A 26,923-nucleotide genomic window follows, 5' to 3' on the forward strand; every position below is an offset into this window, starting at 1 on the left:
CGGGGCAGGGATGCCAGTTCTCCACGGTTGAAAATTTGCAAATCTGTGCTACCATTGCGGGTATTGCCGCAGTCTATTTTCTCGTCCTTTTTCGCAACAATTCGGTTGGTCCCATGTCCCAGATCCTTCATGAATTCCTTCGCCCGCAGCCCACCGGGGGCACCATTGTCACCTTTCACAAGGATTCAGACGTCGCGACCCAGCGCCAGGCTCTGGTGCGCAGTGCCGGCGAGGGGGTTCGATCGCTCTCGGGCGGTCCCGGCCGCTCGGCCGAGATGAGCGACGATGCCCCGGCGTTTCACCTGGAAGACGTGGGCATCGGGGTGATCTCGGAGCATGTGGATGCCCAGCGCTCGGCCGGCATTCTGAGCGGCGAGGAGTCGGTGGTCGAGGCGCGGCCGGAATTCTGGCTGTTTGCCATTCAGGATTTTCAGGACACGGCTGACCGCACCTGGGGAATTGCCGCCACCGGGGCCGAGACCTCGCAGTTTACCGGCGCGGGCATCAAGCTTGCGGTGCTCGATACCGGGCTCGATTTCGAACACCCGGACTTCACCGGCCGCAACTTGGTGCAGCAGAGCTTTGTCACCGGTCAATTGGCGCAGGACGTCCAGGGCCATGGCACCCATTGCTGTGGCACCGCCGCGGGCCGGGAGGTGAGCCAGGGCGTGCCGCGTTATGGTGTCGCGCCGGAGGCGCATCTGCATGTCGGCAAGGTGCTCAACGATTCCGGTTCGGGGCGCGAGCGCGACATCATCAACGGCATGATCTGGGCGATCCAGCAGGGCTGCGCGGTGATCTCGATGTCGCTGGGCCGCCGGGTCAGGCAGGGTGAAGGGCCTTCGGCCGCCTATGAGCGTGTCGGCGAGCTGGCGCTGGATTCGGGATCGCTGATCATTGCCGCCGCCGGCAATGACAGCGCCCGCCAGTTCGGCTTTATCGCGCCGGTGGGGGCGCCGGCCAATTCCAAGTCGATCATGGCGGTGGCGGCGCTGGATGAAAATCTCAAGATCGCCGATTTCTCCTGCGGTGAGATCAACGCCGGCGGCGGCGAAGTCGATATCGCCGGGCCAGGGGTGAACGTGCTGTCTTCGGTGCCGCGGCCACAGCTTTATGACGTCAAGAGCGGAACCAGCATGGCCTGTCCGCATGTCGCCGGCATCGCGGCGCTGCTGGCGCAGAGCGATGCCAACCTGCGCGGCAAGGCCCTGTGGACGGCGCTGACCGACAGTGCCAAGGCGCTCTCGGCGCCGGCCTCGGACGTCGGGGCCGGTCTGGCGCAGGCGCCGCAAGGCGCGCCGGACGAGGGCTATGGCAAGACGCCGGTGGCATAGCAGGCGGCGGCTTCTTATATCATCAGGGCAATCCGCCACGGGATGGAAGCCATGTCAGACGTCACCCTGAAGATCGTGCTCGACGACGCGCATCGCGACAAGTCGGACGAGGTCTGCCGCGCGCTGGAAGCGGCGGGTCTGCGGATCGAAGACAGCATTCCGGCGATCGGAGTGATTTTCGGCACCGCCGACAGCGAAAATCTGGCCCGGGTCAAGCAGACCCGGGGCGTGCTCGAGGCCGAACCCGAGGCGCAGTATCAGCTGCCGCCGTTTGACAGTGATCAGCCGCAATAAACGCTAGCGCGACTGGCCAAGACCAAGCTGCATCAGCGCCCGGCGCAGCGGCGCCGCGCCATGCAGCGCGGCCAGGCCGGCGGCGCGCAGGTCGCGCAGCGGCGGCGGCTTGAGCATCGAGACCTGGTTGAGCGCGGTGATCCCGGTGATGCGGGCGCGGATGTCGGTGATCCGGGCGCGGTGATAGCGGTCGAGCATCTCGGCACTGCCGAGGCTCTCCGGCGCGGCGCGGGCCAGATCGAGCAGCGCCGAGAGATCGGTCAACGACATATTCAGCCCCTGCGCGCCGATCGGCGGCACCACATGCGCGGCCTCGGCCACCAGCGCCAGCCGTTCGGAGGTGAGCGCCTTGGCGTGCTGCGCGATGATCGGCCAGATCGACCGCCGCGAGGCCAATGTCAGCGGGCCGAAGAGATGCGCCGAGCGCTCGGTCATCGCCGCTTCGAAGGCCGGCACGTCGAGCGCGTGCAGCTCTGCCGCTCTGGGGCCTTCCTCCATCCAGACCACCGCCGACGACGGACGGCCCTGGTGGTCGGACAGCGGCACCAGGGTGAAGGGGCCGCCGGTGCGGTGAATCTCGGTCGAGACATTGCCATGCGGGATCGGGTGGGTGACGGCAAAGGCCAGCGCCTTCTGGCCGAAGCGTGTGCAGGCAACATCGATGCCCGCCGCCTGACGCAGCGCGCTGTCGCGGCCATCGGCGGCGATCACCAGGCGGCAGCGGATACGGTTGCCGTCCGACAGGGTGACGCGGGCCTCGTCGGTGCGGGTAAAGAGCGCCTCGGCGGCGACACCGGTGCGAAACGTGACGTTGGCCATCTCATCGAGCCGCGCCGCCATCTCGCGCCGCAGCAGCCAGTTGGGCAGGTTCCAGCCAAAGGGCAGGTCGGGCGAGAGATCGGCGGCCTCGAAATCACGGCTGAGGCGGGCCTCGGGTTCCGGCCCGCCGGCGTCGACAATGCGCATGGTTTGCAGCGGCGTGGCATGCGGGGCGAGCCTGTCCCAGAGACCGGCCGCGTCGAGAAAGGCCTGCGCCGGTTGCAGAAAGGCGGTGCTGCGCATGTCGGCGCCCTCGGCCTCGCGACTGGTGACCGGCGGCGCGGGGTCAACGCAGAGCACGGTGAAACCGGCGGCGCCAAAGGCGGCGGCGGCGGTCAGCCCGGCGATACCGCCGCCGGCTATGAGAATGTCGTGGTCCATGGGGCGACTCCTTTGCCCAAGGTTATAGCGCGGGCGCGGGCGGGGGCCATGGGACAAAGCGCGGCGGTGGGGTGCAAACCCGCCCTACGCAAGGCCGGAGAGAAATCGGCTCAGATTGTCGGTGTGGTGGTGGATGTGATCGGCCAGAAGCCGTTCGGGCGCCACATGCACGGTGCGCATCCCCATGGCATGGGGCGCGGCAAGGTTGCGGGGGTCATCCTCGAACATGGCGGCGTGGGCGGGATCGGTGCCGTCGCGGGCAAAGATCGCTTCGAAGGCCTCGCGCTCGGGCTTGGGGCGGAACTGGGCATGTTCGACGCCATAGACCGCATCGAAGAGCCCGGAGAGCCCGCGCGCCGCCAGCACCTCTTCGGCATAGGGCGAGGTGCCGTTGGTGTAGACGATGCGGCGGCCGGGCAGGGCGCGGATGCGGGCCGCCAGCTCGGGGTCGGGGGTGAGCACGGAAAAGTCGATCCGGTGCACGTCCTCGAGATAGGGCGTGGGATCGACGTCATGTTCGCGCATCAGCCCGGCGAGGGTGGTGCCATAGGTCTTCCAGTAATGCACCCGCAGGTGACTGGCCTCGGCCTCGGTGACGCCGAGCGCCTGCATCACATAGGCGGTCATCCGCGGTTCGATCTGGGAAAACAGCCGGCTCTCGGGCGGATAAAGCGTATTGTCGAGATCGAAGACCCAATGGGCCACATGCGAGAAGTATTCTTTTGCCATGCGCCGGACGCTACGCCCGGCGCGGGCGCGGCGCAATGGCCGTATTGCCGGCCAAGGTCGGGCTGGGTAAGGTCTCGCCCGGGACAAAGGAGACACGCGTGAGCCAGAAGACGACGCCGCAGAAAGACGCCTATACGATGATCCTCGAAGCGATTGACGTGGGCACCTTTCGCCCCGGTGATCGGCTGGTGGAAAGTGATCTGGCCGAACGTCTGGGCATGAGCCGCACGCCGATCCGCGAGGCGCTGCAACGACTGGAGACGCAGTCACTGCTGTCGCGCGATGGCCGCTCGCTGATCGTCGCCTCGCTCGACCACAATCAGATGGCCGAGCTTTACGTGGTGCGCACCGAGCTCGAGGGGTTGGCGGCGCGGCTGGCGGCGCGACATGCCACTGCGGAAGAGGTGCGGGTGCTGCGCGACATGGTCAAGGAGGACCATGCGCTGATCGATAACCCGTCGGCGCTGTCGCGCGCCAACCGGCGGTTTCACAAGCAGATTCACCTGGCCTCGCACAACCGCTTCCTGGTGCAGCAGCTCGACCTGGTGCACCGGTCGATGGCGCTGATGGCCACCACGTCTCTGGCCGCCGAAGGGCGCGGCGAAAAGGCCTTGGAGGAGCATGACGCCATCGTCCGCGCCATCGAGGCGCGCGACGAGGCGGCGGCTTACGAGGCGCTGAAATCGCATATCTCGGTGGCTTTTGTCACGCGGCTCAAACTCGACTCGCGCAATGAGGGTTAGGGCGCAGCCTCCCGGTGATCGATCAGCGCTTCGCTGTTGGAATGGCCGTGCTCGGTCTTGTCCCAGTAGAAGGGCTTGATCAGCAGTTCGATCAGCCCCTTGTAGATCGCGATGCTGCCCATCGGGAAATAGAACAGCAGCGTCGGCACCCAGGGGATCAGCCCACGGTGCTGCGGGCTGGCCACCGCCGTGGCGCCGATCACCAGCCCGGCACATTCCGCCAGCAGGAAGAACGACAGCACAACGGTCTCGGTGGCCGGGCCCATCCAGTCGATCAGAGGATGGCCGAGGCCTAAGACGGCGATCCAGAACGACCAGAGCACCGGCGCCAGAAGCGCTTGGCTGATGGCGCCGAGAAACAGCGCCTGAAAGCCCAGAAAACGCCTCCAGCCGAGATCGCGCAGCAGGGCGCCGGGGCGGCGCATATGCACCAGATAGGTCGCCATGTAGCCCTTGAGCCAGCGCGAGCGCTGTCGGACCCAGGGCCAGGGGCGGCAGTTGGCCTCTTCCAGGGTGACGGAATCGATCAACTCGATGCGAAACCCGCGCCGGGCCAGACGAATGCCCAGGTCGGCATCCTCGGTGACATTATGCGCGTCCCAGCCGCCGACCTGCTCGAGCACCCTGCGACGGCAGAACAGCGTGGTGCCGCCCAGCGGAATGGGAAAGCCCAAGCGCGACAGGCCGGGCAGGACGATACGAAACCAGGTGGCGTATTCAATGGTGAAACAGCGCGACAGCCAGTTGGAATAGGGATTGTAGTAATCGAGGATGCCTTGCAGGCAAGCGACTTCTGGCGGTGCCTCCTGGAAATGTGCCGCGACCCGGCCGATTTGGTCGGGGGCGGGATTGTCCTCGGCGTCGTAGATGCCGATGATGTCGCCGTTGCAGAACCGCAGCCCGTAATTCAGCGCTCGTGGCTTGGTGGTGAGTTCGCCCGGCGGCACCACGAGAATGCGCATCCAGGGCGGCAGATCGGCACATGACAGCGCCTGGCGGGTCAGCAGATCCTCGGCTTCGAGCAGCAGGACGATATCGAGGCGCGATTTCGGATAGGTCAGCCGCGACAGTCGGGTGACCAGCTGCGCGGCAATCGAGGTTTCGCGGAACAGCGGTACCAGGATCGAGACCTTGGGCGGGGCGGGCTGGCCGGGCGTCTTCGGCGGGGCCTGGGGCCGGAGCAGCGGCGGGCGCAGCCGGGCCAGAAAGGCCGCCAGTTTGAGCCCGGCCACCGCCACCAGCGTGAGCCCCGCCCAGCCGGCGGCCAGGGCAAAGAAAAGCAGCGGCTGCACCAGCACCGCCGCGACGCCAAAGAGCGCCGCCAGCGCCACCCGCCGCAGACGACGCGGGCTGGCCACGGCGCGCAGGCTGCGGCAGCTGTCCTCCTCGGGCAGTGCGGTTTCGGCCAGCTCCGAGAGCTGCGGGCCATGACATAGGGCGATCGCGGCGTGAACGTCGGCCTCGGTGGCGATGCCCATCACCACCGGGCCGATATCTCGCGGCAAGAGATCGCGCAGCGCCTCGAACCGGTCGGGATGGCAGGTTGCCAGCACCAGCGTCTCGCCAAGCCGCATCCAGGGCATGACCCCGTGTTCGAGACAGGTGAGCGGATCGAGCGCCAGGGCGCAATCGGCATCCGGCGGCGCCTCGTCCAGCACCAGCGAGATGGCGGCATGTTGCGCCGCCTGGGCGTGCAGGATGTCCCGCGCCGAGGCGAAGCCCTCGGCCAGAAAGACCTGGTGGATCGGTGCCTGACACTGGTTGTGGATCGCCAGCGCGCACAGGAGATCGGCCGCCGAGATCACCCCCATGTCGACCAGGATGCGCCCCAGCGGCAGTTGGTAATGACGACTGAGGCGCGCGGACTGAAGACCGCGCAATTGCAGTTGTGGGGGACTCATGATCCTGGCCTCGTAGCTGCTGGGCCAAGATTGACAAGCTTTAGATTAATACTAGGTAAACAAGAGCTTAACAAAAAATTAACCGCGCCGGAGCGCGGTTAATCATCTTGTCGCAATGGTGCCCGGCTCAGCCGCGTGCGGCCATCGCCTCGGCGAATTGCTCGAACAGGTAGAAGCTGTCCTGCGGGCCGGGGCTGGCCTCGGGGTGGTGCTGCACCGAATAGACCTTGCGGACGTCGGAGTTCAGCGCGATGCCGCAGTTCGATCCGTCGAACAGCGAGACATGGGTCTGCACCACGTTCTCGGGCAGGGTGGCGGCATCGACGGCGAAGCCGTGGTTCATCGAGGTGATCTCGACCTTGCCGCTCTGCATGTCCTTGACCGGGTGGTTGGCCCCGTGGTGGCCGTGGTTCATCTTGATAGTGCGACCGCCAAGCGCCAGCGCCAGCATCTGGTGGCCGAGACAGATACCGAACATCGGCAGATCGGTCTCGTCCAGCAGCGTCTTGATCATCGGCACGGCATATTCGCCGGTGGCCGCCGGATCGCCGGGGCCGTTCGACAGGAAGATGCCGTCGGGGTTGTGGGCCATCACCTCTTCCGCGGTGGCGGTGGCGGGCAGCACGGTGACGTCACAGCCGGCCGAGGCCAGGCAGCGCAGGATGTTGCGCTTGGCGCCGTAGTCCACGGCGACAACCTTGTGTTTCGGCGCCTGCTGGCGGGCATAGCCCTCGGGCCAGGACCAGCGCATCTCGTCCCAGCGGTAGCTTTGGGTGCAGGTGACCTCCTTGGCGAGATCGAGGCCCATGAGCCCCTTGAAGGCGCGCGCCTTGGCAACCAGCGCCTCGATGTCGAAATTGCCGTCGGGATCATGCGCCAGGGCCACATGCGGCGCGCCCTGCTGGCGGATCGCGCGGGTCAGGCGGCGGGTGTCGATGCCGCCGATGGCGATGCGGCCGCGGGCGGCGAGCCAGTCGGAGAGCTCCTGCACCGCGCGCCAGTTCGAGGGCTCGGTGGGCATCCATTTGACCACCATGCCTTCGGCCACCGGATCGCCGGTTTCGTCGTCTTCGGGGTTCACGCCGACATTGCCGATATGCGGAAAGGTGAAGGTGACGACCTGGCCGGCATAAGAGGGATCGGTCATGATCTCCTGATAGCCGGTCATGGCGGTGTTGAAGCACAATTCGGCCACCCGGATACCGGTGGCACCAAATCCTGTGCCGTAGAAAACCGTGCCATCGGCAAGGGCGAGGCAGGCGGTGGGCGTCTGATCGGCGCGTGCGGTCATCTGGGCGACTCCCTGTGACGGACTGTGGGGCAAATTTGCGCGAAACTATGCCCGGACCGACACGGGGTCAAGGGGCTAGATTGTCCTGCCGGAAATTTCGATTTTATTGTCTTTTCAATAGCTTGGGTCGCGGCTCCGGGCATTGCCTCGGATCGAGGCATCGCGTATGGTTCGAGGCTGGTATTCACCCATGGGGATGGGACGACATGAGTTTACGCGCAGAGATCAATTCAGCGCTCAAACAGGCCATGCGGGACAAGGACGCCCGGCGCCTGTCGACGCTGCGCCTGATCAACGCCGCCATCAAGGACCGCGAGATCGCGCTGCGTGGGTCCGGCGAGGAAGAGAGCCTGGGAGAGGCCGATGTGCTTGCCATCCTGGGCAAGATGGTCAAGCAGCGGCAAGAAAGCGCCCGCACCTATGAAGAGGGCGGGCGGCTGGACCTGGCCGCGCGCGAGCTGGAAGAGATCGAGGTGATCGAGGAATTCCTGCCGCGCAAGCTCGACGACAAGGAAGTATCGGCGGCGATCGATGCGGCGGTGGCCGAGGTCGGTGCCTCGTCGATCCGCGATATGGGCAAGGTGATGGGGGCGCTCAAGGCGCGCCACACCGGGCAGATGGATTTCGGCGCGGTCGGCTCGCAGGTCAAGGCGCGGCTGGCGCAGGGCTGAGCCGGCGTCGCTCCGCCCGCTTCGATCGGCCTGCTTCGATCAGCCTGCTTCGATCCGGGGCGCCTGCGGCGCACAGTAGGCCTCGGCCCCCATCCTGACCTTCCCCCGGACACGGGGGAAGGAACCTCTTGGCGGGCCGACCCTGTTTCACCTCTGTCTGTGTGCCTCGCTGATGAGGCCGGGCTCAGGGCTCACCAAAGCAATGCCTCGAAGACACCCCACGCCCTCTCCGGGCGAGGGGCGGCTCCGAAGCAATGAGCAGGCTTCCTGGAAACGCTCCGGTGGAGCGTTTCGCCTGCGCATGGGCGGAGCCCAAGGCTTCCCGGAAATGCTCCGGTGGCGCGTTTCGTCTGCGCATGGGGCGGCGCGTCGGATTATAGGTGAAATTCCTGCCGGATGGCCCGGTCGTCCGCGACGCGGAAGCGCTGCACGAAGCGGGTCTTGAAGCTGATGCGGCCGCGGCGGGCGCCGAAGTTTTCGCCGTGGTTGAGCAGGTAGAGCACGCGCGGTGCCTCGAGCGTCGTCAGCGGGCGGCCCGCCAGGCGCGCCAGATAGGGGAACATGCGGTGTTCGTGCTGGCTCATCTCGCGCAGCAGGTCGATCTCTGCCGGGCCATTGGCGAGATCGAAGCGCAGGGCGGCACAGGAGCCGCAGAGCTTCCAGAAGGGTTTGCGCAGCGGTTGCGTCAGGCTGCGCGGCGCCGCCAGCGCCAGGGCGTCGGCGGATTTGTCGTAGACGTAACCGGTTTGCGCCAGATAGCCGCCGCGGGCCTCGCGACTGATGATCTCCGAGACCAGGCCGGGATGGGCCAGATCGTCGGCGTCGAAGGTCATGGCATAGCCGGCGGCGATGCCGAGCGCCGGCAGGTGATCGCAGAGCTGCGCCAGCTTGCGCCATTTGTCGTTGCCTTCGACCGGGGTGGTGAAAGGCAGGAAGGTGACGCGCGGATCGTCGGCCAGGTCTTTCGGCCGGTCCTGGCCGCAGATCACCGCCTGCCAGCGGGCGTCGCTCTGGCGCCGCAGGCTGGCCAGCGTGGCGGCGAGGCGGGCGCAGGTACCCGCCCAGTCGCCGACATGGTGGCGGCCGACCAGCGGGATCAGGAAGACGACCGTGTCGGCCGGGGCGGTGGCCTGATGCGGGCGCAGGGTCAGAGCCGCGCGTTCTGAGGATTGCAGGCCAGTGTCGCGCGCCAGCAGCCGCGAGGGGCCGAGGCTCGCGGCAGACACGAGGCGCCGCAGACGGGCAGGTTTGGGGGTCGCGGGGATCTGGGCCATGTCGGGATCAGCGGCGCGCCGGGGGCAATTGCCGGCTGAGGTCCTGGAACAGGGCCATGCGTTCGTCTTCGGACAGGAAGGCGCCGATCTCGACCTCGCGGCCGCAGCCGGTGAGGGTGACGTAATTGGGCACCGGGCCGCCGTCGGCATGCAGGTGCGGCCGGGTCCAATAGGCGTTGCAGGCCCAGTTCTGATCCGGGCCATTGGGGTTGTGGCGGGTAAGCGATACCGTCTCGGGCGTCAGGCGCAGCACCTCGAGCAGCTGGCAATCGCGGTGGTTGCGGTCGAGCGCGTACCACAGCCCGCCGAGCGCCAGCAACAGGAACGGCAGCAGTCCCCAGAGCAGCACCGTGCCGAGCACCGTATAGAGCGGGATCGTGGCGAGGGTGAAGGTGGCCAGGAGAAACGCCGCATAGCCCCGGGGTGGCAGCGATTCATGCGGCCAGAGGCGCAGTTCGGCCTCGTTCGGAGAGGGGCTTGGCAACCATCGATAGGGCATAGGAAGTATATAGGAGTCGGCCGGGCCGGCGTCGACTGAAATATCGCCGCAGGACGGGGCCGGGCGCACGGGAAGCGAGCCAGGGGATGGTCGCGCACCGCGGCCCCGGCTGGCGATCCTTGGGGGGTCCGCCAGCAAAAGCGCCTTGCGGCGCCCCCTGCGTCAGGCTGGCATGAAATCATCGGCGCCCCTGTGAGACAGGTCACAGCGCCGGTGACTGCCCGCCCGGTTCTGGAGAAAACCGGAAAACGCGTTTGGGTCAGCCTGCCGTTTTCGGGCAGAGCAGGCAGGGGCCCCGGGTGGGGGTGTCGCCCTGCGGCCGCGGGTCGGAGGGAAAGGTCAGAAGGGGCAGAGTGCCGGCACCGAAAGCCTGTGCGGGCGGGGGTGTCGCGCTGGCCAGAAAGCCGGCGGCGAGCAGGGTGAGAAGGCGGGTCATGGCAAAGTCCTTTGCGGCAATAATGCAGTTGCAGCATAGCGCGTGACCCAACGTCAACCTGTGTGACCGGTCACACTTCCGACCGCTTTCAACCAGCGCATTTTCAACCAGCGCATGAAAAAGGCCCGCGCAATGCGCGGGCCTTTTCCTGTTTCTGTCTGGCGCGATCAATGCGCCGGATGCTTGTCCCAGTCTTCCTGCTTGGGCAGGATTTCGAAGGTGTGCTCCGGCGGCGGGGTCGGCAGGGTCCATTCCAGCGTATCCGCGAATTCGTTCCAGTAGTTGTCGCGGGTCTCCTTGGCGCCGCGCAGGAGGGCCTGGCCGACGATGTAGAAGAACAGCAGGAACGAGGCGAAGGAGATGAACGCACCGATCGACGACCACCAGTTCCAGGTGGCGAATGCCTCCGGGTAGTCGATGTAGCGGCGCGGCATGCCCTGACGGCCGAGGAAGTGCTGCGGGAAGAAGGTCAGGTTGGCACCGATGAAGAACATCCAGAAGTGCACCTGGGCCAGCTTCTCGTTGTACTGGCGGCCGGTCATCTTGGCGAACCAGAAGTACATGCCGGCAAAGATGCAGAACACCGCGCCCAAGCTCATCACGTAGTGGAAGTGCGCCACGACGTAATAGGTGTCGTGATAGGCCCGGTCGACCGCTGCCTGGCTCAGCACGATGCCGGTCACGCCGCCAACGGTGAACAGGAACAGGAAGCCCATGGCAAAGAGCATCGGCGCCTTGAACTCGATCGAGCCGCCCCACATCGTTGCGATCCAGGAGAAGATCTTCACGCCGGTCGGCACCGCGATCACCATGGTCGCCAGCATGAAGTAGCTCTGCTGGGTCAGCGACATGCCGACGGTGTACATGTGGTGTGCCCAGACGACAAAGCCCAGCGCGCCGATCGCGATGATCGCCCAGACCATCGGCAGGTAACCGAAGACCGGCTTGCGCGAGAAGGTCGCGATCACGTGGCTGACGATGCCGAAGCCCGGCAGGATCACGATGTAGACTTCCGGGTGACCGAAGAACCACAGGATGTGCTGGTAGAGGATCGGGTCACCGCCGCCGGCGGGGTCGAAGAAGGTGGTGCCGAAGTTGCGGTCGGTCAGCAGCATGGTGATCGCGCCTGCCAGAACCGGCAGCGAGAGCAGGATCAGCCAGGCGGTGACGAAGATCGCCCAGGAGAACAGCGGCACCTTGAAGAGCGTCATGCCCGGGGCACGCATGTTCAGGAAGGTGGTGATCATGTTGATCGCGCCGAGGATCGAGCTGGCGCCCGAGACGTGCACCGCAAAGATCGCCAGGTCCATCGACAACCCGCCTTCGTTGGTCGAGAGCGGCGGGTAGAGCACCCAGCCCACGCCGGAGCCAAGCTGGTCGTTGCCGCCCGGGGCCAGGACCGAGGAGACGGCCAGGGTGGTGCCGGCGACATAAAGCCAGAAGGACAGGTTGTTCATCCGCGGGAACGCCATGTCGGGCGCGCCGATCTGCAACGGCATGAAGTAGTTGCCGAACCCGCCGAAGAGGGCGGGGATGACCACGAAGAACATCATCAGGATGCCGTGGCCGGTGATCAGCACGTTCCAGAGGTGGCCGTTCGGGGTACAGACCGCGTCCGAGGCAATCAGCCGGGCGCCTTCCATGCACATGAACTGCACGCCGGGCTCCATGAGCTCCAGACGCATGTAAACGGTGAAGGCCACCGAGATGAAGCCCGCAAACGCAGAGACGATGAGATACAGGATCCCGATATCTTTGTGGTTGGTGGACATGAACCAGCGGGTGAAGAAACCGCGCTGATCCTCATGCTCGTGGCCGTGAATGGCGGCGTCAGCCATGTCTCGTGCCTCCTGCTAGACAAAACATGGGCGCATGCACCATAGCCGGCGCCCGGACTCTCGGACCGGTTCTAGAATGCACGCCCGGGATCGGCAACGGGTCAGATTGACCTAGATCAAGAAAAAGTGTCGCGGGGGGCGTGGCTTCGCCGGTGGCGCCTGGCTGGCGACGCTCTAGCTGGCGACGACGATGAGCCCGAGCAGGGGAATCACCAGCGCCGCCAGCCAATAGGGCAGCCTGCGGTTCCAGATCGGGGTGGGTTGAAAGCAATTGCCACAGACCGGCGCGCCAAAGCGCAGGCGATGGGCGCAGCTGGGACAGTGAAACAGACGACGGGCCACGGGGGTACCTCGGGCGGTGCTTACGGGGCGAAACGGTTGGGAAGGCGATTTGGTTCCAGCCCGATGATGCAGATGGCCCGATGTGCAGAAAGCGAAATGCGCGCGGGCCAGTGACATCTATCACCACCCCGGCGCGTTTTCATGCGACGCCAGAACTGATGCTGCGCAGTCGGGCACAGGGGGGCGGATATGCGGTGAATGGCGCGACTTCGTGAGCTGAGCTGCGGCCCGGCGGATGGTCGGAAAAGCCAGCGGGCGCCCGGCCCGGTGATGGCGCGGGTCGGGATCAGTCGATCTCGCCGAAGACCGCGTCGAACTGGCTGCGCAGCGCGACATCGAGGTCGGCCATGGTGACGGGCAGCCCGAGATCGACCAGGCTGGTGACCCCGTGGTCGGTGATGCCGCAGGGGACGATGCCGGAGAAATGCTCGAGATCCGGCTCGACGTTGATCGAGACGCCGTGAAAGCTCACCCATTTGCGCAGGCGGATGCCGATGGCGGCGATCTTGTCTTCCTGTGGCTCGCCGGTCGCGGTCAGCGGCTTGTCGCCGCGCGCGACCCAGACCCCGACGCGGCCGTCGCGAATCTCGCCCTTGACGTTGAAGGCTGCGAGGGTGGCGATCACCCAGGACTCGAGCTGATGCACGAAACGGCGCACGTCGCGGCCGCGCCGGCCGACATCCAGCATGACATAGGCCACCCGCTGCCCCGGCCCGTGATAGGTATACTGGCCGCCGCGCTTGCTGGGATGCACCGGGAAGCGGTCGGGATCGGTCAGATCCTCGATCCTGGCAGAGGTGCCGGCGGTGTAGAGCGGCGGATGTTCGACCAGCCAGACGGCCTCGTCCTCGCGGCCCGCGGCAATGGCGGCCGCGCGGGCTTCCATGAAGGCGACGGCGGCGTCGTATTCGGTCAGCCCGTCGGAGATGATCCATTCTACCATGCGGATGAGGTACACCGGCGGCGCGGGAGGGGGAAGCGGAAAGCGGTGTCGGGGGCGCTGCCCCCGTCGCCTTTGGCGCCTCCCCCGAGGGTATTTTCGGCAAGAGGAAGCGGCAGGAAGGGGGCTTTGGCGGCGGTGGGAAAAAAAGTGCCGGGGGGCGGTTTTCGCTCTTGGCATTGTCCGGGCTATTGGCTAAACCCCGCCCACCAGTTCAAAGTGCGGTCGTGGCGGAATTGGTAGACGCGCAGCGTTGAGGTCGCTGTGGGGTAACTCCCGTGGAAGTTCGAGTCTTCTCGACCGCACCAATTCTCTCTCGCGAGAAAGACGGTGACGAAAGAGCCCCTGTTTGTCAGGGGCTTTTCGCGTTTTGCGAGGGGCCTGAAGGCCCGATTCTCAGGGCTCCGGCGGGGCGGTCTTCCATGTGCCTTTCAGCAGCCGCAGATGGAAGGGCGGGAATTTCACCAGCTCCTCGAGCAGCAGCAGCGAGAAGATCCAGATCACCGGCAGGTCGAGCCAGAGAACCATGACGGCGGTCGCCGGCACCCGGAAGAGCCATTGCGACCAGATGAAGATATGCATCACATAGACCGTGTCGCCGCCGGCGCGCAGGGTGTTGCCGCAGATCGCGTTGGAGCCCTTGGGGAAGGGCAGTACCAGCAGGATCGGCAGGAAGCCGAGCAGCGTCATCTGGGTTTCGCGGGACAGATCGGCGTAGAGCCAGGGGCTGGCCAGGATGACCCCGGCGTAGAAGGTGGCGACCAGGGCCGCGGCCAGCAGCGCCACGCGCCATGCGGCGGCAAGAAAGACCTCGAGATCCTCGGGCGGGGTCTGGCGGCCCAGCATCTGGCCCACCATGATGCCGGTGGCCTGGGCCCAGCACATGCCGACGGTGCCGGCGACCTGGACCCAGGGCATGATGATCGTCATCGCCGCGAACTGGTTGACCGGCAAGGTGGCATAGATCAGCCCGCAGACATGCAGCGCGATGGTGGCGCTGGCGAAGGTGGCGGCGATCGGCAGGGCAAAGACCAGATGCCGCCGGAGTGATGCGGAAAAGCTGCCGTTGCGCCATCCCGGTGTACGCAGCAGGTCACGGCGGGTTCTGAGCAGCACGACGGCGAGAAAGCCGACCTGCACCATGGAGGCCAGGGCGCTGCCGAGTGCCGCGCCGAGCACGCCGAGCGCCGGGGCGCCGAAATGGCCGTGGATCAGGATGACGCTGGTGGCGATGTTGACCGGCACGGCGAGGCCATAGCTCAGCGCCGGCAGACGGGTGTCGCCGCAGCCGTTGAAAAATCCGGTCAGGCATTGGCCCACCGCCTCGGCCAGGATCACCACGGCGAAGACCGAGAGATAGCGCCGCGCCTGATCCGCGATCCAGGCGTCATGTGCGAGGGCCTCGATGGCGGGGCCGGCGGCGAGGGCCAGCACGGCGAGGCCTGCGAGGATCACCGAGACATTGATTGTCAGCCCGGCCAGCAGGGCAGATTTCAGGAACACCCGGTCACCGGAGCCGAAGGCCTGGGCGATGCGGATCTGGGTGGCATTGGAAAAGGCGACGATCAGCCCGAGCAGCAGACCGGCGATCGAGGCCGAGAGGCCCAGCACCGCCACCGCCGGCTCGCCCAGCGACGAGACGAGCCAGGCGTCGATGACGACGATGCCATGCAGCATGATCGCCTTGAAGGTCAGCGGCCAGGCGAGGTTGAACACCGCGCGCGTCGAGGGAATGTCCCTCGTCAGGGGGAAATGGGTCATCGTGACTGGGTCCATGGGTTCGCGACGGCCCGGGTGGGCGGTCGCTCTGGGGCGGCGGGCGCGCGGGGCGCCCTGGCGGCAAGGGTCAGGGGGGAGACGGCAGGGGCGGCAGGGCCCCTGTCATTTTTCATTTTCGAAGTATGAAGCGTTGTCTTTGGTTATTTTTTCGAGGGTGGAGTCGAGTCTTTTGAGGTGTTGCATTCCGTTGGCGACGGCGGTTTCGGGGTCTCCTTGGAGGATGGCGTTTGCGATGGCTTCGTGGTCTGCGAGGAGCTGGGGCATGCGGTCCTGTTTGGCGAGGCCGAGCAGGCAGAGGCGGTCGACCTTGGCCTTTTCGGCGGCGATCACCTCGAAGGCGAAGGCGGCGCCGGCGATGGTGCAGAGGGCGCGGTGGAAGGCGTAGTCGAGGGCGCTGAAGCCATGGGCGTCGCCGGCGGCGAGGGCGGCGCGCTGGCGGGAGAGTTCCTGGGTCAGGGCCTGGCGGGCGGCGGCCTGGGCCTCGGCGGCGGCCAGGGCGGCGCGGCGCAGCACCTCGGCCTCGACGGCGGCGCGGACAAAGCGCGACTTCTCGATCTCGCGGGCCGAGAACCGCTTCACCTCGGTGGCGCGCTGCGGCCGGATCAGCAGCAGGTCGAGATTGGCCAGCCGGGTGAAGGCATCGCGCACCGGCTGGCGCGAGACGCCGAAGCGGGCGGCGATCTCGGCCTCGGAGATGCGGTCGCCGGGGCGCAGGCGCAGGGCGTCGATCTCGGCGCGCAGGTGGTCGAAGATCTCGTCGACGGCGGTGCGCCGGTCGCTGGACAGGCTGTGTGGCATCCCTCGGGTCTCCCTGTGCGGGGCCGGCGGCTGCCCCCTGATGGCTGTGGCTGCGGCGCCGGCGCGCCGGGCCCCCTGGGGGGGCTGGCGGGCGCCCTGCCGAACTTCATACTAGTATTCCAGATTTGTTACTAGTATACCAGTCTTAAGTTAGCCCCGAATCGCACCGCCATGCAACTGATTGGGGGCGGCATCCGCACAGGCGGGACCGGCGGGGGCCGGGCGCCGGCAACTTTAACGGAGGAGAGGACATGTCGGGAGTTCGTTTGGAGGGCATCGTCAAGGCCTATGGCGCGGTGCAGGTGGTGCATGGCATCGACCTCGAGGTGGCGGAGAAGGAGTTTGTCGTGCTGGTCGGGCCCTCGGGCTGCGGCAAGTCGACGACGCTGCGGATGATCGCCGGGCTGGAAGAGATCAGCGACGGCGATCTGACGATCGACGGCCGGCATGTGAACCGGGTGGCGCCGAAGGATCGCGACGTGGCGATGGTGTTCCAGAACTACGCGCTCTACCCGCATCTCAACGTCGCCGACAACATCGCCTTCGGGCTGCGCATCCGCAAGGAAAGCAAGGACCACATCGCCGCCTCGGTCGACGAGGTCGGCGGCATCCTCGGGCTCACGCCCTATCTCGAGCGGCGGCCGGCGGATCTCTCGGGCGGCCAGCGCCAGCGGGTCGCCATGGGCCGTGCCATCGTGCGCCGGCCCAAGGTCTTCCTGTTCGACGAGCCGCTGTCGAACCTCGACGCCAAGCTGCGCACCCAGATGCGGGCCGAGATCAAGCGGCTGCACAAGCGGCTCGGCGCGACCTCGATCTATGTCACCCACGACCAGGTCGAGGCGATGACCCTGGCCGATCGCATCGTGGTCATGCACGACGGGCGGATCGAGCAGATCGGCAGCCCGATGGAGCTCTTCCTGAACCCGGCCAACACCTTTGTCGCGGGCTTTCTCGGCTCGCCGCCGATGAACATGATCCGCGCGCAGGTGGTGGCCGGCGATCGCGGCCCGGTGGCCGAGTTCGACGGCCAGCGCATCCAGCTGCAACCGATCCCGTCGTTGCAGAACGCGGTCGGCCAGACGGTCATTCTCGGCATCCGGCCCGAGTTCGTCGCGGTCGCCGGGGCCTCCGACCCGACCCGGGTCGGCCTCGATGTCGATCTGGTCGAGACCCTGGGCTCGGAGGCGCTGATCCATGCCAGCCTGCAGGGCGAGCCCTTTGTCATCCGCACCGAGACGGTGGGCCAGATGCACATCCTCGACGGCATCTCGGGCTTCACCATCGCGCCGCATCTGATCAAGGTCTTCGACGCCGAGACCGGCCGGACGCTGCCCGGGCAGGTGCTGGAACAATGAGCAACGATCCCAACTTCACCGGCGCCGCCGGCCCGGCGACCGAAGAGCTGATCTTCGACGCCTCCGAGGCGCGGCGCGCGCGCCGGCCGAGCCGCATCCAGAGGGTGGGCGACCACCTGCGCCGGGAATGGCAGCTCTATGTCATGCTGATCCCGACCATCCTGTGGCTGGCGGTCTTTCTCTACAAGCCGATGTACGGGCTTCAGATCGCCTTCAAGGATTACTCGATCTTCCGCGGCGTGGCGGCCAGCCCCTGGATCGGCTTCGAGCACTTCCAGACGCTGTTCGGCAACGACCAGTTCCTGCGGGCGCTGAAGAACACCATCATCATCTCCTTCTACGGGCTGCTCTTCGGCTTTCCGATGCCGATCATCCTGGCGCTGATGTTCAACGAGATCCTCAAGCAGAGCTTCAAGAAGACGGCGCAGACCATCGTCTATCTGCCGCACTTCATCTCGAGCGTGATCATCGCCGGCATCGTGATCACCGCCTTCAGCCCCTCCGCGGGCATCGTCAACACCTTCCTCGGCTGGATCGGGGTGGAGCCGATCTACTTCCTGACCAAGCCCGAGTGGTTCCGGCCGATCTTTGTCGGCACCGGCATCTGGCAGGAGGCGGGCTTCCAGTCGATCGTCTATCTGGCGGCCATCGCCGGGGTCTCGCCGACGCTGTATGAATCGGCCGTGGTCGATGGTGCCAGCCGCTGGCAGATGATGTGGAAGATCACCATTCCCTCGATCCTGCCGACGATCATCATCATGCTGATCATCCGCATCGGCAACATGCTCGAGATCAGCTTCGAGATGATCATCCTGCTCTATCAGCCGGCGACCTACGAGACGGCGGATGTGGTCAATACCTTCATCTACCGCCAGGGCATCCAGGGCGGGCAATACGATCTGGCGGCGGCCGCGGGCCTGTTCAACGCGGTGGTGGCCTTCGTGCTGGTGATGACGGCGAACACGATCTCCAAGCGCTATTCGCGCACCTCGCTCTGGTAAGGGAGGACCGGACATGACCAACATGAACCTCTATTCGCGCGGCGACAGGCTCTTTGTCATCGTCAACATGGTGCTGATCGGCCTGTTCACCATCTCGACGCTCTATCCCTTCATCTACATCGCCTCGATGTCGATGAGCACCGGCTTCGAGGCCCGCGCCGGCAATGTCATCCTGACCCCGGTGGGCTTCACGCTGGAGGCCTACAAGCAGGTGCTCTCCGAGCCGCTGTTCTGGTCGTCTTACGCCAACACCTTCATCTACACCATCGGCGGCACGCTGATGAGCCTGGCCTTCATCATCCCCGGCGCCTATGCGCTGTCCAAGCCGCAGCTCTACGGCCGGCGGTTCTGGAACCTGGTGGTGGCCTTCACCATGTGGTTCAACGCCGGCCTCATTCCGTTCTTCCTGAACATGCGCGATCTGGGCCTGCTCGACAGCTACTTCGGCATCATCATCGGCTTTGCGGTCAACGGCTTCAACATCATCCTGCTGCGCAACTTCTTCGAGGGCATTCCGCGGAGCTTCGAAGAGGCCGCGCGGATGGACGGCGCCAACGAGTTCCAGGTGCTGTGGAAGGTCTATGTGCCGCTTTCCAAGCCGGCGATCGCCACCGTGGCGCTGTTCTGCATCGTGTCGCGCTGGAACGGCTTCTTCTGGGCCATGGTGCTGCTCCAGGACGAGGACAAGATCCCGCTCCAGGTCTATCTGCGCAAGGTGATCGTCGAGCTCTCGGACGACGAGGAGTTCGCCACCTCGCTGCTGACCGCGGCCTATTCGGTCGAGACCGTGACCGCGGCGATCATCGTCTGTTCGATCATCCCGATCCTGATGATCTACCCCTTCCTGCAGAAATACTTCTCCAAGGGCATCCTGCTCGGCGGGGTGAAGGAGTGAGCGGCGCCCGGACAGGGCTCCGGTGGAGCCCTGTCCGGGCGCGAACGCCCGAGGCCCTCCCGAGGGCCTGGCAACCGAATACCGAATGAATTCGCATAAAGGGAGGACACCATGCGAAACCTGTCACTGACCATGCTGGCGACGACGGCCTTGACGGCGGCCATCGCCGTGCCGGCGTCTGCCGAAAGCCATCTGCCGATCACCGAGGAGCCGCTCGAGCTGACGATCCACATGCATTGGCCGCGCGCCCAGGGCTATGGCCCCGGCGGCGACACCTCGAAGCTCTACCCGGTCGAGGAAGTGGCCCGCGAGAAAACCAATATCCACCTGATCGATCAGACCTCGGGCCGCAACACCAAGGACAACAACGAGGCGATGAACCTGCTGCTCGCCACCGGCGATCTGCCCGACATCGTCGGCGGCAACCTGATCAAGCAGCCGGTCAACCAGTACGGCCCCGAGGGCGCCTTCGTGCCGCTCAACGATCTGGTCGAGGACCATGCGCCCAACATCAAGGCCTGGTTCGACGACCATCCCGAGATCTGGGATGCGATCAAGGCCTATGACGGCAATGTCTATTACATCCCCTATCTGCCGGACGGCAAATACGCCCGCGCCTGGTTTGTCCGCCAGGACTGGCTCGACGCGCTGGGGCTGGAAGCGCCCGACAACGTGGAAGAACTCTACGACGTGCTGGTGGCCTTCCGCGATCAGGACCCCAACGGCAACGGCGTGCAGGACGAGATCCCCTTCTTCGTGCGCGACTGGGAAGAGGTGCTGCGGCTGCTGACGCTCTGGGATGCGCGTTCGACCGGGGCGGATGTCTATCACCAGTTCTACGTCAAGGACGGCCGCGTGGTGCATCCTTACGCCCAGGAGGCCTATCGCGACGGTCTGGCCAATATCGCGCAATGGTACGAGGAAGGCCTGATCGACCCCGAGGTCTTCACCCGCGGCTCCTCGGCGCGCGACTATCTGCTGGGCGAGAACCTGGGCGGCATGACCCATGACTGGTTTGCCTCCACCAGCGGGTACAACGTGGCGCTGGAAGACAAGGTCGAGGGCTTCAACTTCATCCCCTTCCTGCCGCCGAAATCGGTCTCGGGCGTGCGCATCGAGGAAAACCGCCGCATCCCGATGAAGCCCGACGGCTGGGCGATCTCCTATTCCAACGACCATCCGGTCGAGACCATCAAGTACTTCGACTACTGGTTCTCGGAAGAAGGGGCGCTGCTCGCCAACTTCGGCGTCGAGGGCAAGACCTGGGACATGATCGACGGCGCGCCGGTCTACAAGGACGAGGTGCTGAGCTCGGGCCAGCCGGTCAACAGCCAGATGTATCTCGAGGGCGCGCAGGTCTATCGCGGCTATCCGCAGGACTACCGCTACGAATGGCAATGGACCCGCGACAGCGCGCGCAAGGGCATCGAGCTCTATGACACCGAGGACCTGCTGATCGAGCAGTTCCTGGGCGTCGCCTTCAACAAGGAGGAGCAGGAGGTCTACGACCGGTACTTCCCCTCGATCCAGACCTACATGCTGGAGCGCCAGCAGGCCTGGATTCTCGGCTCCGGCGACATCCAGGAGGACTGGGACAGCTACATCGAGACCCTGAACAAGATGGGTTACGAGGAGGTGCTCGAGGTGATGAACTCGGCCTACGAGCGCCAGTACGGCGGCTAGGCCAGAGCCCCCCGGACAGACCCGCCTGCGGCCGTCGCCGGCCGCAGGCCCCCCGAATCTTCCCCGCAAGCAACAGGATATCCCGATGCCCGGCGCCACCGCCCCCACGCTCGACGAACCCAGAACCGGCCGCCTGACGATCCAGTATGCGCCCGACGCGGAGACCCCGATCGTCGAGAACCCGCCGCGCTTCACCTGGCTGCCGGTGATCGAGGACGAGGCGCTCTATCTGCTGCGCCTGTCGCAGGACCCGGCCTTTCCCGCCGCCGAGACCCGAACCCACGGGCCGGTGCCGCTCAACTTCTTCACCCCCGACCGGGTGCTCGAGCCCGGCACCTGGCACTGGGCCTATGCGGTCTGCGACGCCGAGGGCCAGCCGGTCACCGGCTGGAGCGCCACCCGGCAGTTCACCCTGGCCGAGGGCTTGCCGGAAACCCCGCTGCCCGGCCGCGCCAGCCGCTTTGCCGAGGCCCCCGAAAGCCACCCGCGGCTCTGGCTCGACGCCGCCCGGCTCGAGACCTTCCGCAAGGCGGTGAAGGCCGATCCCGACCATTGCACCTGGGCGCGCTTCTACGAGAAATCCGTCCTGCCCTGGATGGACCGCGAGATCACCCGCGAGCCGGCGGGCTATCCCGGCCACCAGCGCACCGCGCCGGTCTGGCGCCAGACCTACATCGAGTTGCAGGAGGTGATCTATGCCATCCGTCACCTCGCCATCGGCGGCCAGGTGACCGGCGACCAGGCGATGCTCGACCGCGCCAGGGACTGGCTGCTGGAGGTGGCTTCCTGGGATCCGATGGGGGTGACCAGCCGTGCCTATACCGACGAATGGGCCTACCGCGTCACCAATGCCCTGGCCTGGGGCTACGACTGGCTTTACGACCAGCTCTCCGACGACGAGCGCAGGCTGGTGCGCGACGCGCTGCACGAACGCACCCGCGACATTGCCGAACACGCCATCCTCAACGCCAAGATCCACCTCTTTCCCTATGACAGCCATGCGGTGCGCTCGGTCTCGCTGACCCTGGTGCCGGCCTGTATCGCGCTCTTGGGCGAGGACGAGGGCGAGAACGGCAGCGGCGAGGCCCGCGACTGGCTGAACTACTGCATCGAGTTCCTCGCCACGGTCTATTCGCCCTGGGGCGATGCCGATGGCGGCTGGGCCGAGGGCACCAACTACTGGATGATGGGCATGGCCTATCTGATCGAGGCCGCCAACCGGCTGAAGAGCTTTGCCGGCATCGACCTCTACCAGCGCCCCTTCTTCCGCAACACCGGCGACTTCCCGCTCTATTGCAAGGCGCCGAACACCCGCCGCGCCACCTTCGGCGACGACAGCACCCAGGGCGATCTGCCCTGCATCAAGACCGGCATCAACCTGCGGCAATACGCCGGCGTCACCGGCAATGGCGCCTATCAATGGTACCATGAGGAGCTCGCCCGGCTGAACCCCGGCACCGAGGGCGCCTTCTACAACTGGGGCTGGTGGGACACGCATTTTGACGAGCTGACCTATCTCACCGACTTCCCCCTTGTCGAAGCTACGGATCCGCCCTCGGGCATGCGCCACTTCAAGGGCATCGGCTGGGTCGGCATCCAGCACGAGATGGCCGACCCCGACCGCCATATCCAGTTCGTGTTCAAAAGCAGCACGTTCGGCTCGATCAGCCACAGCCACGGCGACCAGAACGCCTTTTGCCTGGCCGCCTTCGGCGAGGACCTGGCGGTGCAATCGGGCTATTACGTCGCCTTCAACTCCTCGATGCACCGCAACTGGCGGCGCCAGACCCGGTCGAAAAACGCCATCCTGATCAATGGCAAGGGCCAATATGCCGACAAGGACAAGGCCCGCGCCATGGCCGCCACCGGCACGATCCTCGCCGCCGAGCAGCGCGACGACCACATCTACATCCACGGCGACGCCACCGCCGCCTATCGGAGCCTCTCGCCCGAGGTCACCCGCGCCGGCCGCGAGGTCTACTTCGTGAACGGCAGCTACTTCGTCATCGTCGACAGCGTCGATGCCGACGCAGCCGTCACCATCGACTGGCTGCTGCATGCCAACCAGCCCTACGACCTCGGCCGGACCTCCTTCCGCATGACCGGCGAGACGGCGGGCTTCTACGGCCAGGTGGTCTGGTCCGAGGCCGGCAAGCCCGAACTCAGCCAGGTCACCGGCTTCCCCGGCGTCGACCCGGCCGATTACGCCGGCCTGCCCGAAAGCACCTGCCTGCACGCGACATACCCCGCCGCCAGACGCCATCGCATCGCCACCCTGCTGGTGCCCTACCGGCGCTCCGAACCCAGGCGCATCTTCAACTTCATGGACGACCAGGGCTACGACGCCGACCTCTACTTCACCGACCCGGACGAAAACACATTCAAAATTACCCTCAAAAAACTCGCAAAATCATGAGCCGAGCACGAGGGACCCCAACGACACGGAGATGAGACATGACAGTAAAGAACTACTTCCCGGGGAGCGAAAACCAGCTCTTCGACGCCGGTGGCGGGCTGACCCGGAAGGTCGGCGCCTATAATGACAATGCGATGGTGGTCGAGGTGCATTTCGACACCGGAACGGTGGCAGCGCGCCACCACCATCCACACGAGCAGATCACCTATGTGATCTCGGGCAAATTCGAATTCGCGGTGGGCGACGAGACCTACATCGTTGCCGCCGGCGACTCGCTCTACAAGCAGCCCAATATCGAACACGGCGCCACCTGTCTCGAGGCCGGTACGCTGCTGGATATCTTCACGCCGCATCGGGAAGATTTCCTATGAAAGACAATCCTCAAGACCAACTTAACGGAGTACATGGCATGACCAAACCTGTCATCGGGTTCATCGGCCTCGGCCTCATGGGCGGCAATATGGTGGAGAACCTTCAGAAGCGGGGCTACGAGCTCATCGTGATGGATCTCAATACCGAGGCCGTGGCAAAATGCCTCGCGCGTGGCAAGGCGCGCGAGGCGGCCTCGGCCAGGGAACTGGCGGAGGCCAGCGACATCGTGATGCTCTGTCTGACCAAGTCGGACGTGGTCGAAAAGATCGTCTATGCCGAGGACGGCATCCTTGCCGGCATTCGTGACGGCGCGGTGCTGATCGATTTCGGCACCTCGATCCCGGCCTCGACCCGCAAGATCGGCGCCGACCTGGCCAAAAAGGGCGCCGGCATGATCGACGCGCCGCTGGGCCGCACCCCGGCCCATGCCACCGACGGGCTGCTCAATATCATGGCCGCCGGCGACAAGGCGACCTTTGACAAGGTCAAGCCGGTGCTGGAAGAGCAGGGCGAGAATGTCTTCTACCTCGGCGCGCTCGGGGCCGGTCACACCACCAAGCTGATCAACAATTTCATGGGCATGACCACGGTCTGCACCATGAGCCAGGCCTTTGCCGTGGCCGACAGGGCCGGTGTCGATCGCCAGCAGCTCTACCACATCATGTCGACCGGCCCGTCGAATTCGCCGTTCATGGGCTTCTGCAAGAACTATGCCGTGGATGGCGTCAGCGACCTGGGCTTTTCGATCAACAATGCCAACAAGGATCTGGGCTATTTCCTCGAGATGGCCAAGGATCTGGGCACGCGGGCCGAGATTGCCGAGGGCACCTCGCACAATCTTCAGGCTGCGGTCGACGCCGGCCTGGGCGAGGGCAATGTTCCGGAGATCTTCGATTATTTCATGACCCTCGAGCGATGAGGCCTCCGGCGGGAAGGCTTGCCTTTCCGCCGCTCGCCGGCGCGCGCAGGCCGGCGGCAACGGCGGCGCCCGCTGGCGCGGGCCAACCGCCACGTTTGAATTGATTCCGCCGCACAAGTCATTATTTAACGGCATGACAAGGTGAGACTGGTCTATAATGGCAGAATTCCGCGCGTTTTCGACGTGAAACGCGACATTCCGAGGCGCCGGCTTGGCAGCAGCGCTTTCGTAAGGGAATTTGACATATAGACGACGGGGAGCGACGGCATGCTGAAAACTATGGATACGCCGGTGGCACGGACATCGACCGACATGGTCTTCAATGCGCTCTACGAAGAGATCTCGACGTTGAAGCTCCTGCCGGGGACCAAGATGTCCGAGGCCGAGGTGGCCAACCGCATGGGCGTGTCGCGGCAGCCGGTGCGCGATGCCTTCAACCGGCTGGGCAACATGGGGCTGCTGCTGATCCGGCCGCAGCGCGCCACGGTGGTACGCGGTTTCTCAATGGACGAGATCCAGAATTCGCGGTTCATCCGGCTGGCGGTCGAGCTGGAGGTCATCCGGGAGGCCTGCGCGGTCTGGGACGCCGAAAAGGCCGGTCTGCTCGAGGCCAGCCTGGCCGAGCAGCGGGCGGTCATCGACGCTGGCCAGAACGACCGATTTCACGCGATGGACTATGATTTCCACCGACTGATCTGCGAACTCGGCGGCCGGCCGCTGGCCTTCGAGACGATCGAACGCTGCAAGCAGACGGTCGATCGGCTCTGCGTGCTGAGCTTTGGCCAGGAACGGGCCCTGAGCGATGTTTTTGGCGATCATTGCGATATCGCGCAGGCGCTGGCGGCGCGCGACGAACAGGCGGTGCGCGATGTCATGCGGCGCCATCTGCGACGGTTGGACGAGACCGTCACCCAGATCCATTCGGCGCATGCGGATTACTTTGAATAACCGGCCCCGAAAGCGGGCGGGCAGGGGCCGCGCCGCCCCGGCTCACGCAATCGTGGGCGCAATGTGTTTGGTGCAGGCGGCTCCGGTTCTTGGGGGCTGCGCCCAAAGACGGTAAACTCGGTCAGGTAATTGTAACGGTTGCCGACAGCGCCCGGCTGCGGGCCTGTCCGACAGGAGAGTTTCCATGCCTCAACTTCCAATCCGACGCCGACACCTGATTGCCGCCGGTGGCGCGGCTCTGGCTCTGGGACTGATATCACCCCTGGCCGCGCAGTCGGTCACGCCGACGCGCACGATGCGGGGTGGTGCCAACAATTACCGCCCCGGCGCGCCGATCGTCGACCGCATCGGCGGCGGCGGCTTCTGGATGAGCGGCACCGTGCGCCGCGCCGGTGACGGCGCGCCGCTTGCCGGCCAGCGCATCCAGATCTGGGCGCATACCACCGAAGGCCACGAACGCGACCCGCAGAGCCACGGCGCGACGCTGACCGACGAGAACGGCATGTTCCGGCTGGAGATGCCGCAGATCGTGCCGGCCTTTGGCCAGCCGCATGGCCATTTGGCCTATGACAGCGGCGATTATGAGACGGTGTTTCTGCGCCCGGTGATGGGCAGCGCGCGCGACACCAGTCTGGAGGCGCATTTCGTCCTGCAACCGGCGTGAGGGGGCCGGGCCGGCTGCCTGCGGCGCTGATCTGGGCGGGGCTCGGGCTGGCGCTGGGCCTTCCCTTGGTCGCGGCGGCGGACAGCCCCTTGCTGGCCTATCGCCGACCGGTCTATATCGCGGCCGGCTTGGCCGGGGTGGTCGGGCTGATGCTGCTGGCGGTGCAGCCCCTGCTGGCGGCAGGCCTGCTGCCGGGGCTGTCGCCGAGGCAGAGCCGGCGGCTGCACCGGTTTGCGGGTGCGGCGCTGGTGCTGGCGGTGATCGGACATGTGGTGGGGCTCTGGATCACCAGCCCGCCGGATGTGATCGACGTGCTGCTCCTGCGGTCGCCGACGCCGTTTTCGATCTGGGGCGTGCTGGCGATGTGGGCGCTGTTTGCCAGCGCCACGCTGGCCGTGCTGCGCCGCCGCCTGGCCTCTCGGCTCTGGCGCCGGGCGCATCGCGGGCTGGCGCTGGTGATCGTTGCCGGGACGGTGGCGCATGCGCTTCTGATTCAGGGCACGATGGAGCCGGTGAGCAAGGCCGGTCTCAGCATTCTGGCCGGGCTTGCGGTGCTCTGGGCCGTGGCGGGGCGAAACTCTGCCCGGTAGCCGCCCGGACG

Annotated in this window: 26 protein-coding genes and 1 tRNA gene; 15 read left to right on the forward strand and 12 right to left on the reverse strand. The window is 65.9% G+C overall.

Features of this window, described 5'->3' with window-relative positions:
- Positions 1-113: 113 nt before the first annotated feature.
- Entirely contained in the window at positions 114-1,334 is a 1,221-nt protein-coding gene (locus AC0J5K_RS06525; RefSeq protein WP_274565248.1) for a S8 family serine peptidase, read from the forward strand.
- A gap of 51 nt (positions 1,335-1,385) precedes the next feature.
- On the forward strand, positions 1,386-1,628 hold the full coding sequence (locus AC0J5K_RS06530) for a hypothetical protein (protein ID WP_074838514.1): 243 nt from the start codon (positions 1,386-1,388) through the stop codon (positions 1,626-1,628).
- Positions 1,629-1,631: 3 nt separating this feature from the next.
- On the opposite strand, the gene AC0J5K_RS06535 is transcribed toward AC0J5K_RS06530, so the two are convergent.
- Together AC0J5K_RS06535 and AC0J5K_RS06540 are read right to left on the reverse strand one after the other, a co-directional pair.
- Positions 1,632-2,828, reverse strand: coding sequence for a UbiH/UbiF family hydroxylase (locus AC0J5K_RS06535; RefSeq protein WP_274565247.1), 1,197 nt, complete (start codon positions 2,826-2,828; stop codon positions 1,632-1,634).
- Between the two features lie 84 nt (positions 2,829-2,912).
- Complete coding sequence (locus AC0J5K_RS06540; protein ID WP_274565246.1) at positions 2,913-3,557, reverse strand: pyrimidine 5'-nucleotidase; 645 nt, start codon at positions 3,555-3,557, stop codon at positions 2,913-2,915.
- A 137-nt stretch (positions 3,558-3,694) separates the two neighbouring features.
- Between AC0J5K_RS06540 and AC0J5K_RS06545 the strand changes: the two genes are divergently transcribed.
- Positions 3,695-4,300 carry a GntR family transcriptional regulator gene (locus AC0J5K_RS06545; RefSeq protein WP_371398934.1) on the forward strand — a complete coding sequence of 202 codons (606 nt, stop codon included), beginning with the start codon at positions 3,695-3,697 and terminating at the stop codon, positions 4,298-4,300.
- Here AC0J5K_RS06545 and AC0J5K_RS06550 read toward each other — a convergent pair.
- Both AC0J5K_RS06550 and carA read right to left on the reverse strand, forming a co-directional pair.
- The gene (locus AC0J5K_RS06550; protein WP_274565245.1) at positions 4,297-6,201 is read right to left on the reverse strand and encodes a glycosyltransferase family 2 protein; all 1,905 of its coding nucleotides are present in this window, start codon (positions 6,199-6,201) and stop codon (positions 4,297-4,299) included. The genes AC0J5K_RS06545 and AC0J5K_RS06550 overlap by 4 nt on opposite strands.
- 127 nt (positions 6,202-6,328) lie before the next feature.
- A complete protein-coding gene (gene carA / locus AC0J5K_RS06555) occupies positions 6,329-7,492 on the reverse strand; it encodes a glutamine-hydrolyzing carbamoyl-phosphate synthase small subunit (RefSeq protein ID WP_274565244.1) in 1,164 nt (387 codons plus the stop codon).
- Between the two features lie 206 nt (positions 7,493-7,698).
- On the opposite strand from carA, the gene AC0J5K_RS06560 reads away from it, so the two are divergent.
- Positions 7,699-8,163: a GatB/YqeY domain-containing protein gene (locus tag AC0J5K_RS06560; protein ID WP_048532131.1), complete on the forward strand. Its 465-nt coding sequence runs from the start codon at positions 7,699-7,701 to the stop codon at positions 8,161-8,163.
- A 374-nt stretch (positions 8,164-8,537) separates the two neighbouring features.
- Here AC0J5K_RS06560 and AC0J5K_RS06565 read toward each other — a convergent pair whose 3' ends face one another.
- From AC0J5K_RS06565 to lipB, 6 genes are all read right to left on the reverse strand, one after another.
- Complete coding sequence (locus AC0J5K_RS06565) at positions 8,538-9,437, reverse strand: hypothetical protein (RefSeq protein WP_274565243.1); 900 nt, start codon at positions 9,435-9,437, stop codon at positions 8,538-8,540.
- A gap of 7 nt (positions 9,438-9,444) precedes the next feature.
- Entirely contained in the window at positions 9,445-9,936 is a 492-nt protein-coding gene (locus AC0J5K_RS06570) for a DUF2244 domain-containing protein (protein ID WP_074838505.1), read from the reverse strand.
- Positions 9,937-10,195: 259 nt separating this feature from the next.
- Positions 10,196-10,372, reverse strand: a complete 177-nt coding sequence (locus AC0J5K_RS06575; protein WP_158499034.1) for a hypothetical protein — start codon at positions 10,370-10,372, stop codon at positions 10,196-10,198.
- Positions 10,373-10,539: 167 nt separating this feature from the next.
- Positions 10,540-12,210 carry a cytochrome c oxidase subunit I gene (ctaD, locus tag AC0J5K_RS06580; protein ID WP_048532128.1) on the reverse strand — a complete coding sequence of 557 codons (1,671 nt, stop codon included), beginning with the start codon at positions 12,208-12,210 and terminating at the stop codon, positions 10,540-10,542.
- Between the two features lie 174 nt (positions 12,211-12,384).
- A complete protein-coding gene (locus AC0J5K_RS06585) occupies positions 12,385-12,552 on the reverse strand; it encodes a hypothetical protein (protein ID WP_170850590.1) in 168 nt (55 codons plus the stop codon).
- Between the two features lie 286 nt (positions 12,553-12,838).
- Entirely contained in the window at positions 12,839-13,495 is a 657-nt protein-coding gene (gene lipB, locus AC0J5K_RS06590) for a lipoyl(octanoyl) transferase LipB (RefSeq protein ID WP_274565242.1), read from the reverse strand.
- A gap of 218 nt (positions 13,496-13,713) precedes the next feature.
- Here lipB and AC0J5K_RS06595 point away from each other — a divergent pair.
- Positions 13,714-13,800, forward strand: a tRNA-Leu gene (locus AC0J5K_RS06595).
- Between the two features lie 88 nt (positions 13,801-13,888).
- Here AC0J5K_RS06595 and AC0J5K_RS06600 read toward each other — a convergent pair.
- Both AC0J5K_RS06600 and AC0J5K_RS06605 read right to left on the reverse strand, forming a co-directional pair.
- Positions 13,889-15,253: an MATE family efflux transporter gene (locus AC0J5K_RS06600; protein WP_074838500.1), complete on the reverse strand. Its 1,365-nt coding sequence runs from the start codon at positions 15,251-15,253 to the stop codon at positions 13,889-13,891.
- Between the two features lie 120 nt (positions 15,254-15,373).
- Positions 15,374-16,069 (reverse strand): GntR family transcriptional regulator, encoded by a 696-nt coding sequence (locus AC0J5K_RS06605; protein WP_420398632.1) that lies wholly within the window; start codon positions 16,067-16,069, stop codon positions 15,374-15,376.
- 251 nt (positions 16,070-16,320) lie between these two features.
- On the opposite strand from AC0J5K_RS06605, the gene AC0J5K_RS06610 reads away from it, so the two are divergent.
- The 10 genes from AC0J5K_RS06610 (at position 16,321) to AC0J5K_RS06655 (ending at position 26,912) form a co-directional block, all read left to right on the forward strand.
- Positions 16,321-17,424, forward strand: coding sequence for an ABC transporter ATP-binding protein (locus AC0J5K_RS06610; RefSeq protein ID WP_048532124.1), 1,104 nt, complete (start codon positions 16,321-16,323; stop codon positions 17,422-17,424).
- Complete coding sequence (locus AC0J5K_RS06615; protein WP_082154489.1) at positions 17,421-18,425, forward strand: ABC transporter permease; 1,005 nt, start codon at positions 17,421-17,423, stop codon at positions 18,423-18,425. Before AC0J5K_RS06610 ends, AC0J5K_RS06615 begins: the two co-directional genes overlap by 4 nt.
- A 13-nt stretch (positions 18,426-18,438) precedes the next feature.
- The gene (locus tag AC0J5K_RS06620) at positions 18,439-19,320 is read left to right on the forward strand and encodes a carbohydrate ABC transporter permease (protein ID WP_048532123.1); all 882 of its coding nucleotides are present in this window, start codon (positions 18,439-18,441) and stop codon (positions 19,318-19,320) included.
- Positions 19,321-19,431: 111 nt separating this feature from the next.
- Positions 19,432-21,003 carry an extracellular solute-binding protein gene (locus AC0J5K_RS06625; protein ID WP_244526490.1) on the forward strand — a complete coding sequence of 524 codons (1,572 nt, stop codon included), beginning with the start codon at positions 19,432-19,434 and terminating at the stop codon, positions 21,001-21,003.
- Between the two features lie 85 nt (positions 21,004-21,088).
- Positions 21,089-23,419 carry a DUF4962 domain-containing protein gene (locus AC0J5K_RS06630; RefSeq protein ID WP_274565304.1) on the forward strand — a complete coding sequence of 777 codons (2,331 nt, stop codon included), beginning with the start codon at positions 21,089-21,091 and terminating at the stop codon, positions 23,417-23,419.
- Positions 23,420-23,457: 38 nt separating this feature from the next.
- Positions 23,458-23,790, forward strand: a complete 333-nt coding sequence (locus AC0J5K_RS06635) for a cupin domain-containing protein (protein ID WP_274565240.1) — start codon at positions 23,458-23,460, stop codon at positions 23,788-23,790.
- Between the two features lie 38 nt (positions 23,791-23,828).
- A complete protein-coding gene (locus tag AC0J5K_RS06640; protein WP_274565239.1) occupies positions 23,829-24,710 on the forward strand; it encodes an NAD(P)-dependent oxidoreductase in 882 nt (293 codons plus the stop codon).
- A gap of 267 nt (positions 24,711-24,977) precedes the next feature.
- Entirely contained in the window at positions 24,978-25,658 is a 681-nt protein-coding gene (locus AC0J5K_RS06645; protein WP_074836625.1) for a GntR family transcriptional regulator, read from the forward strand.
- Positions 25,659-25,842: 184 nt separating this feature from the next.
- Positions 25,843-26,322, forward strand: coding sequence for a peptidase associated/transthyretin-like domain-containing protein (locus tag AC0J5K_RS06650; RefSeq protein WP_074836626.1), 480 nt, complete (start codon positions 25,843-25,845; stop codon positions 26,320-26,322).
- Positions 26,319-26,912 (forward strand): ferric reductase-like transmembrane domain-containing protein, encoded by a 594-nt coding sequence (locus AC0J5K_RS06655; RefSeq protein WP_274565238.1) that lies wholly within the window; start codon positions 26,319-26,321, stop codon positions 26,910-26,912. Before AC0J5K_RS06650 ends, AC0J5K_RS06655 begins: the two co-directional genes overlap by 4 nt.
- Positions 26,913-26,923 lie beyond the last annotated feature (11 nt).

Source organism: Marinovum sp. E3 (assembly GCF_055755275.1).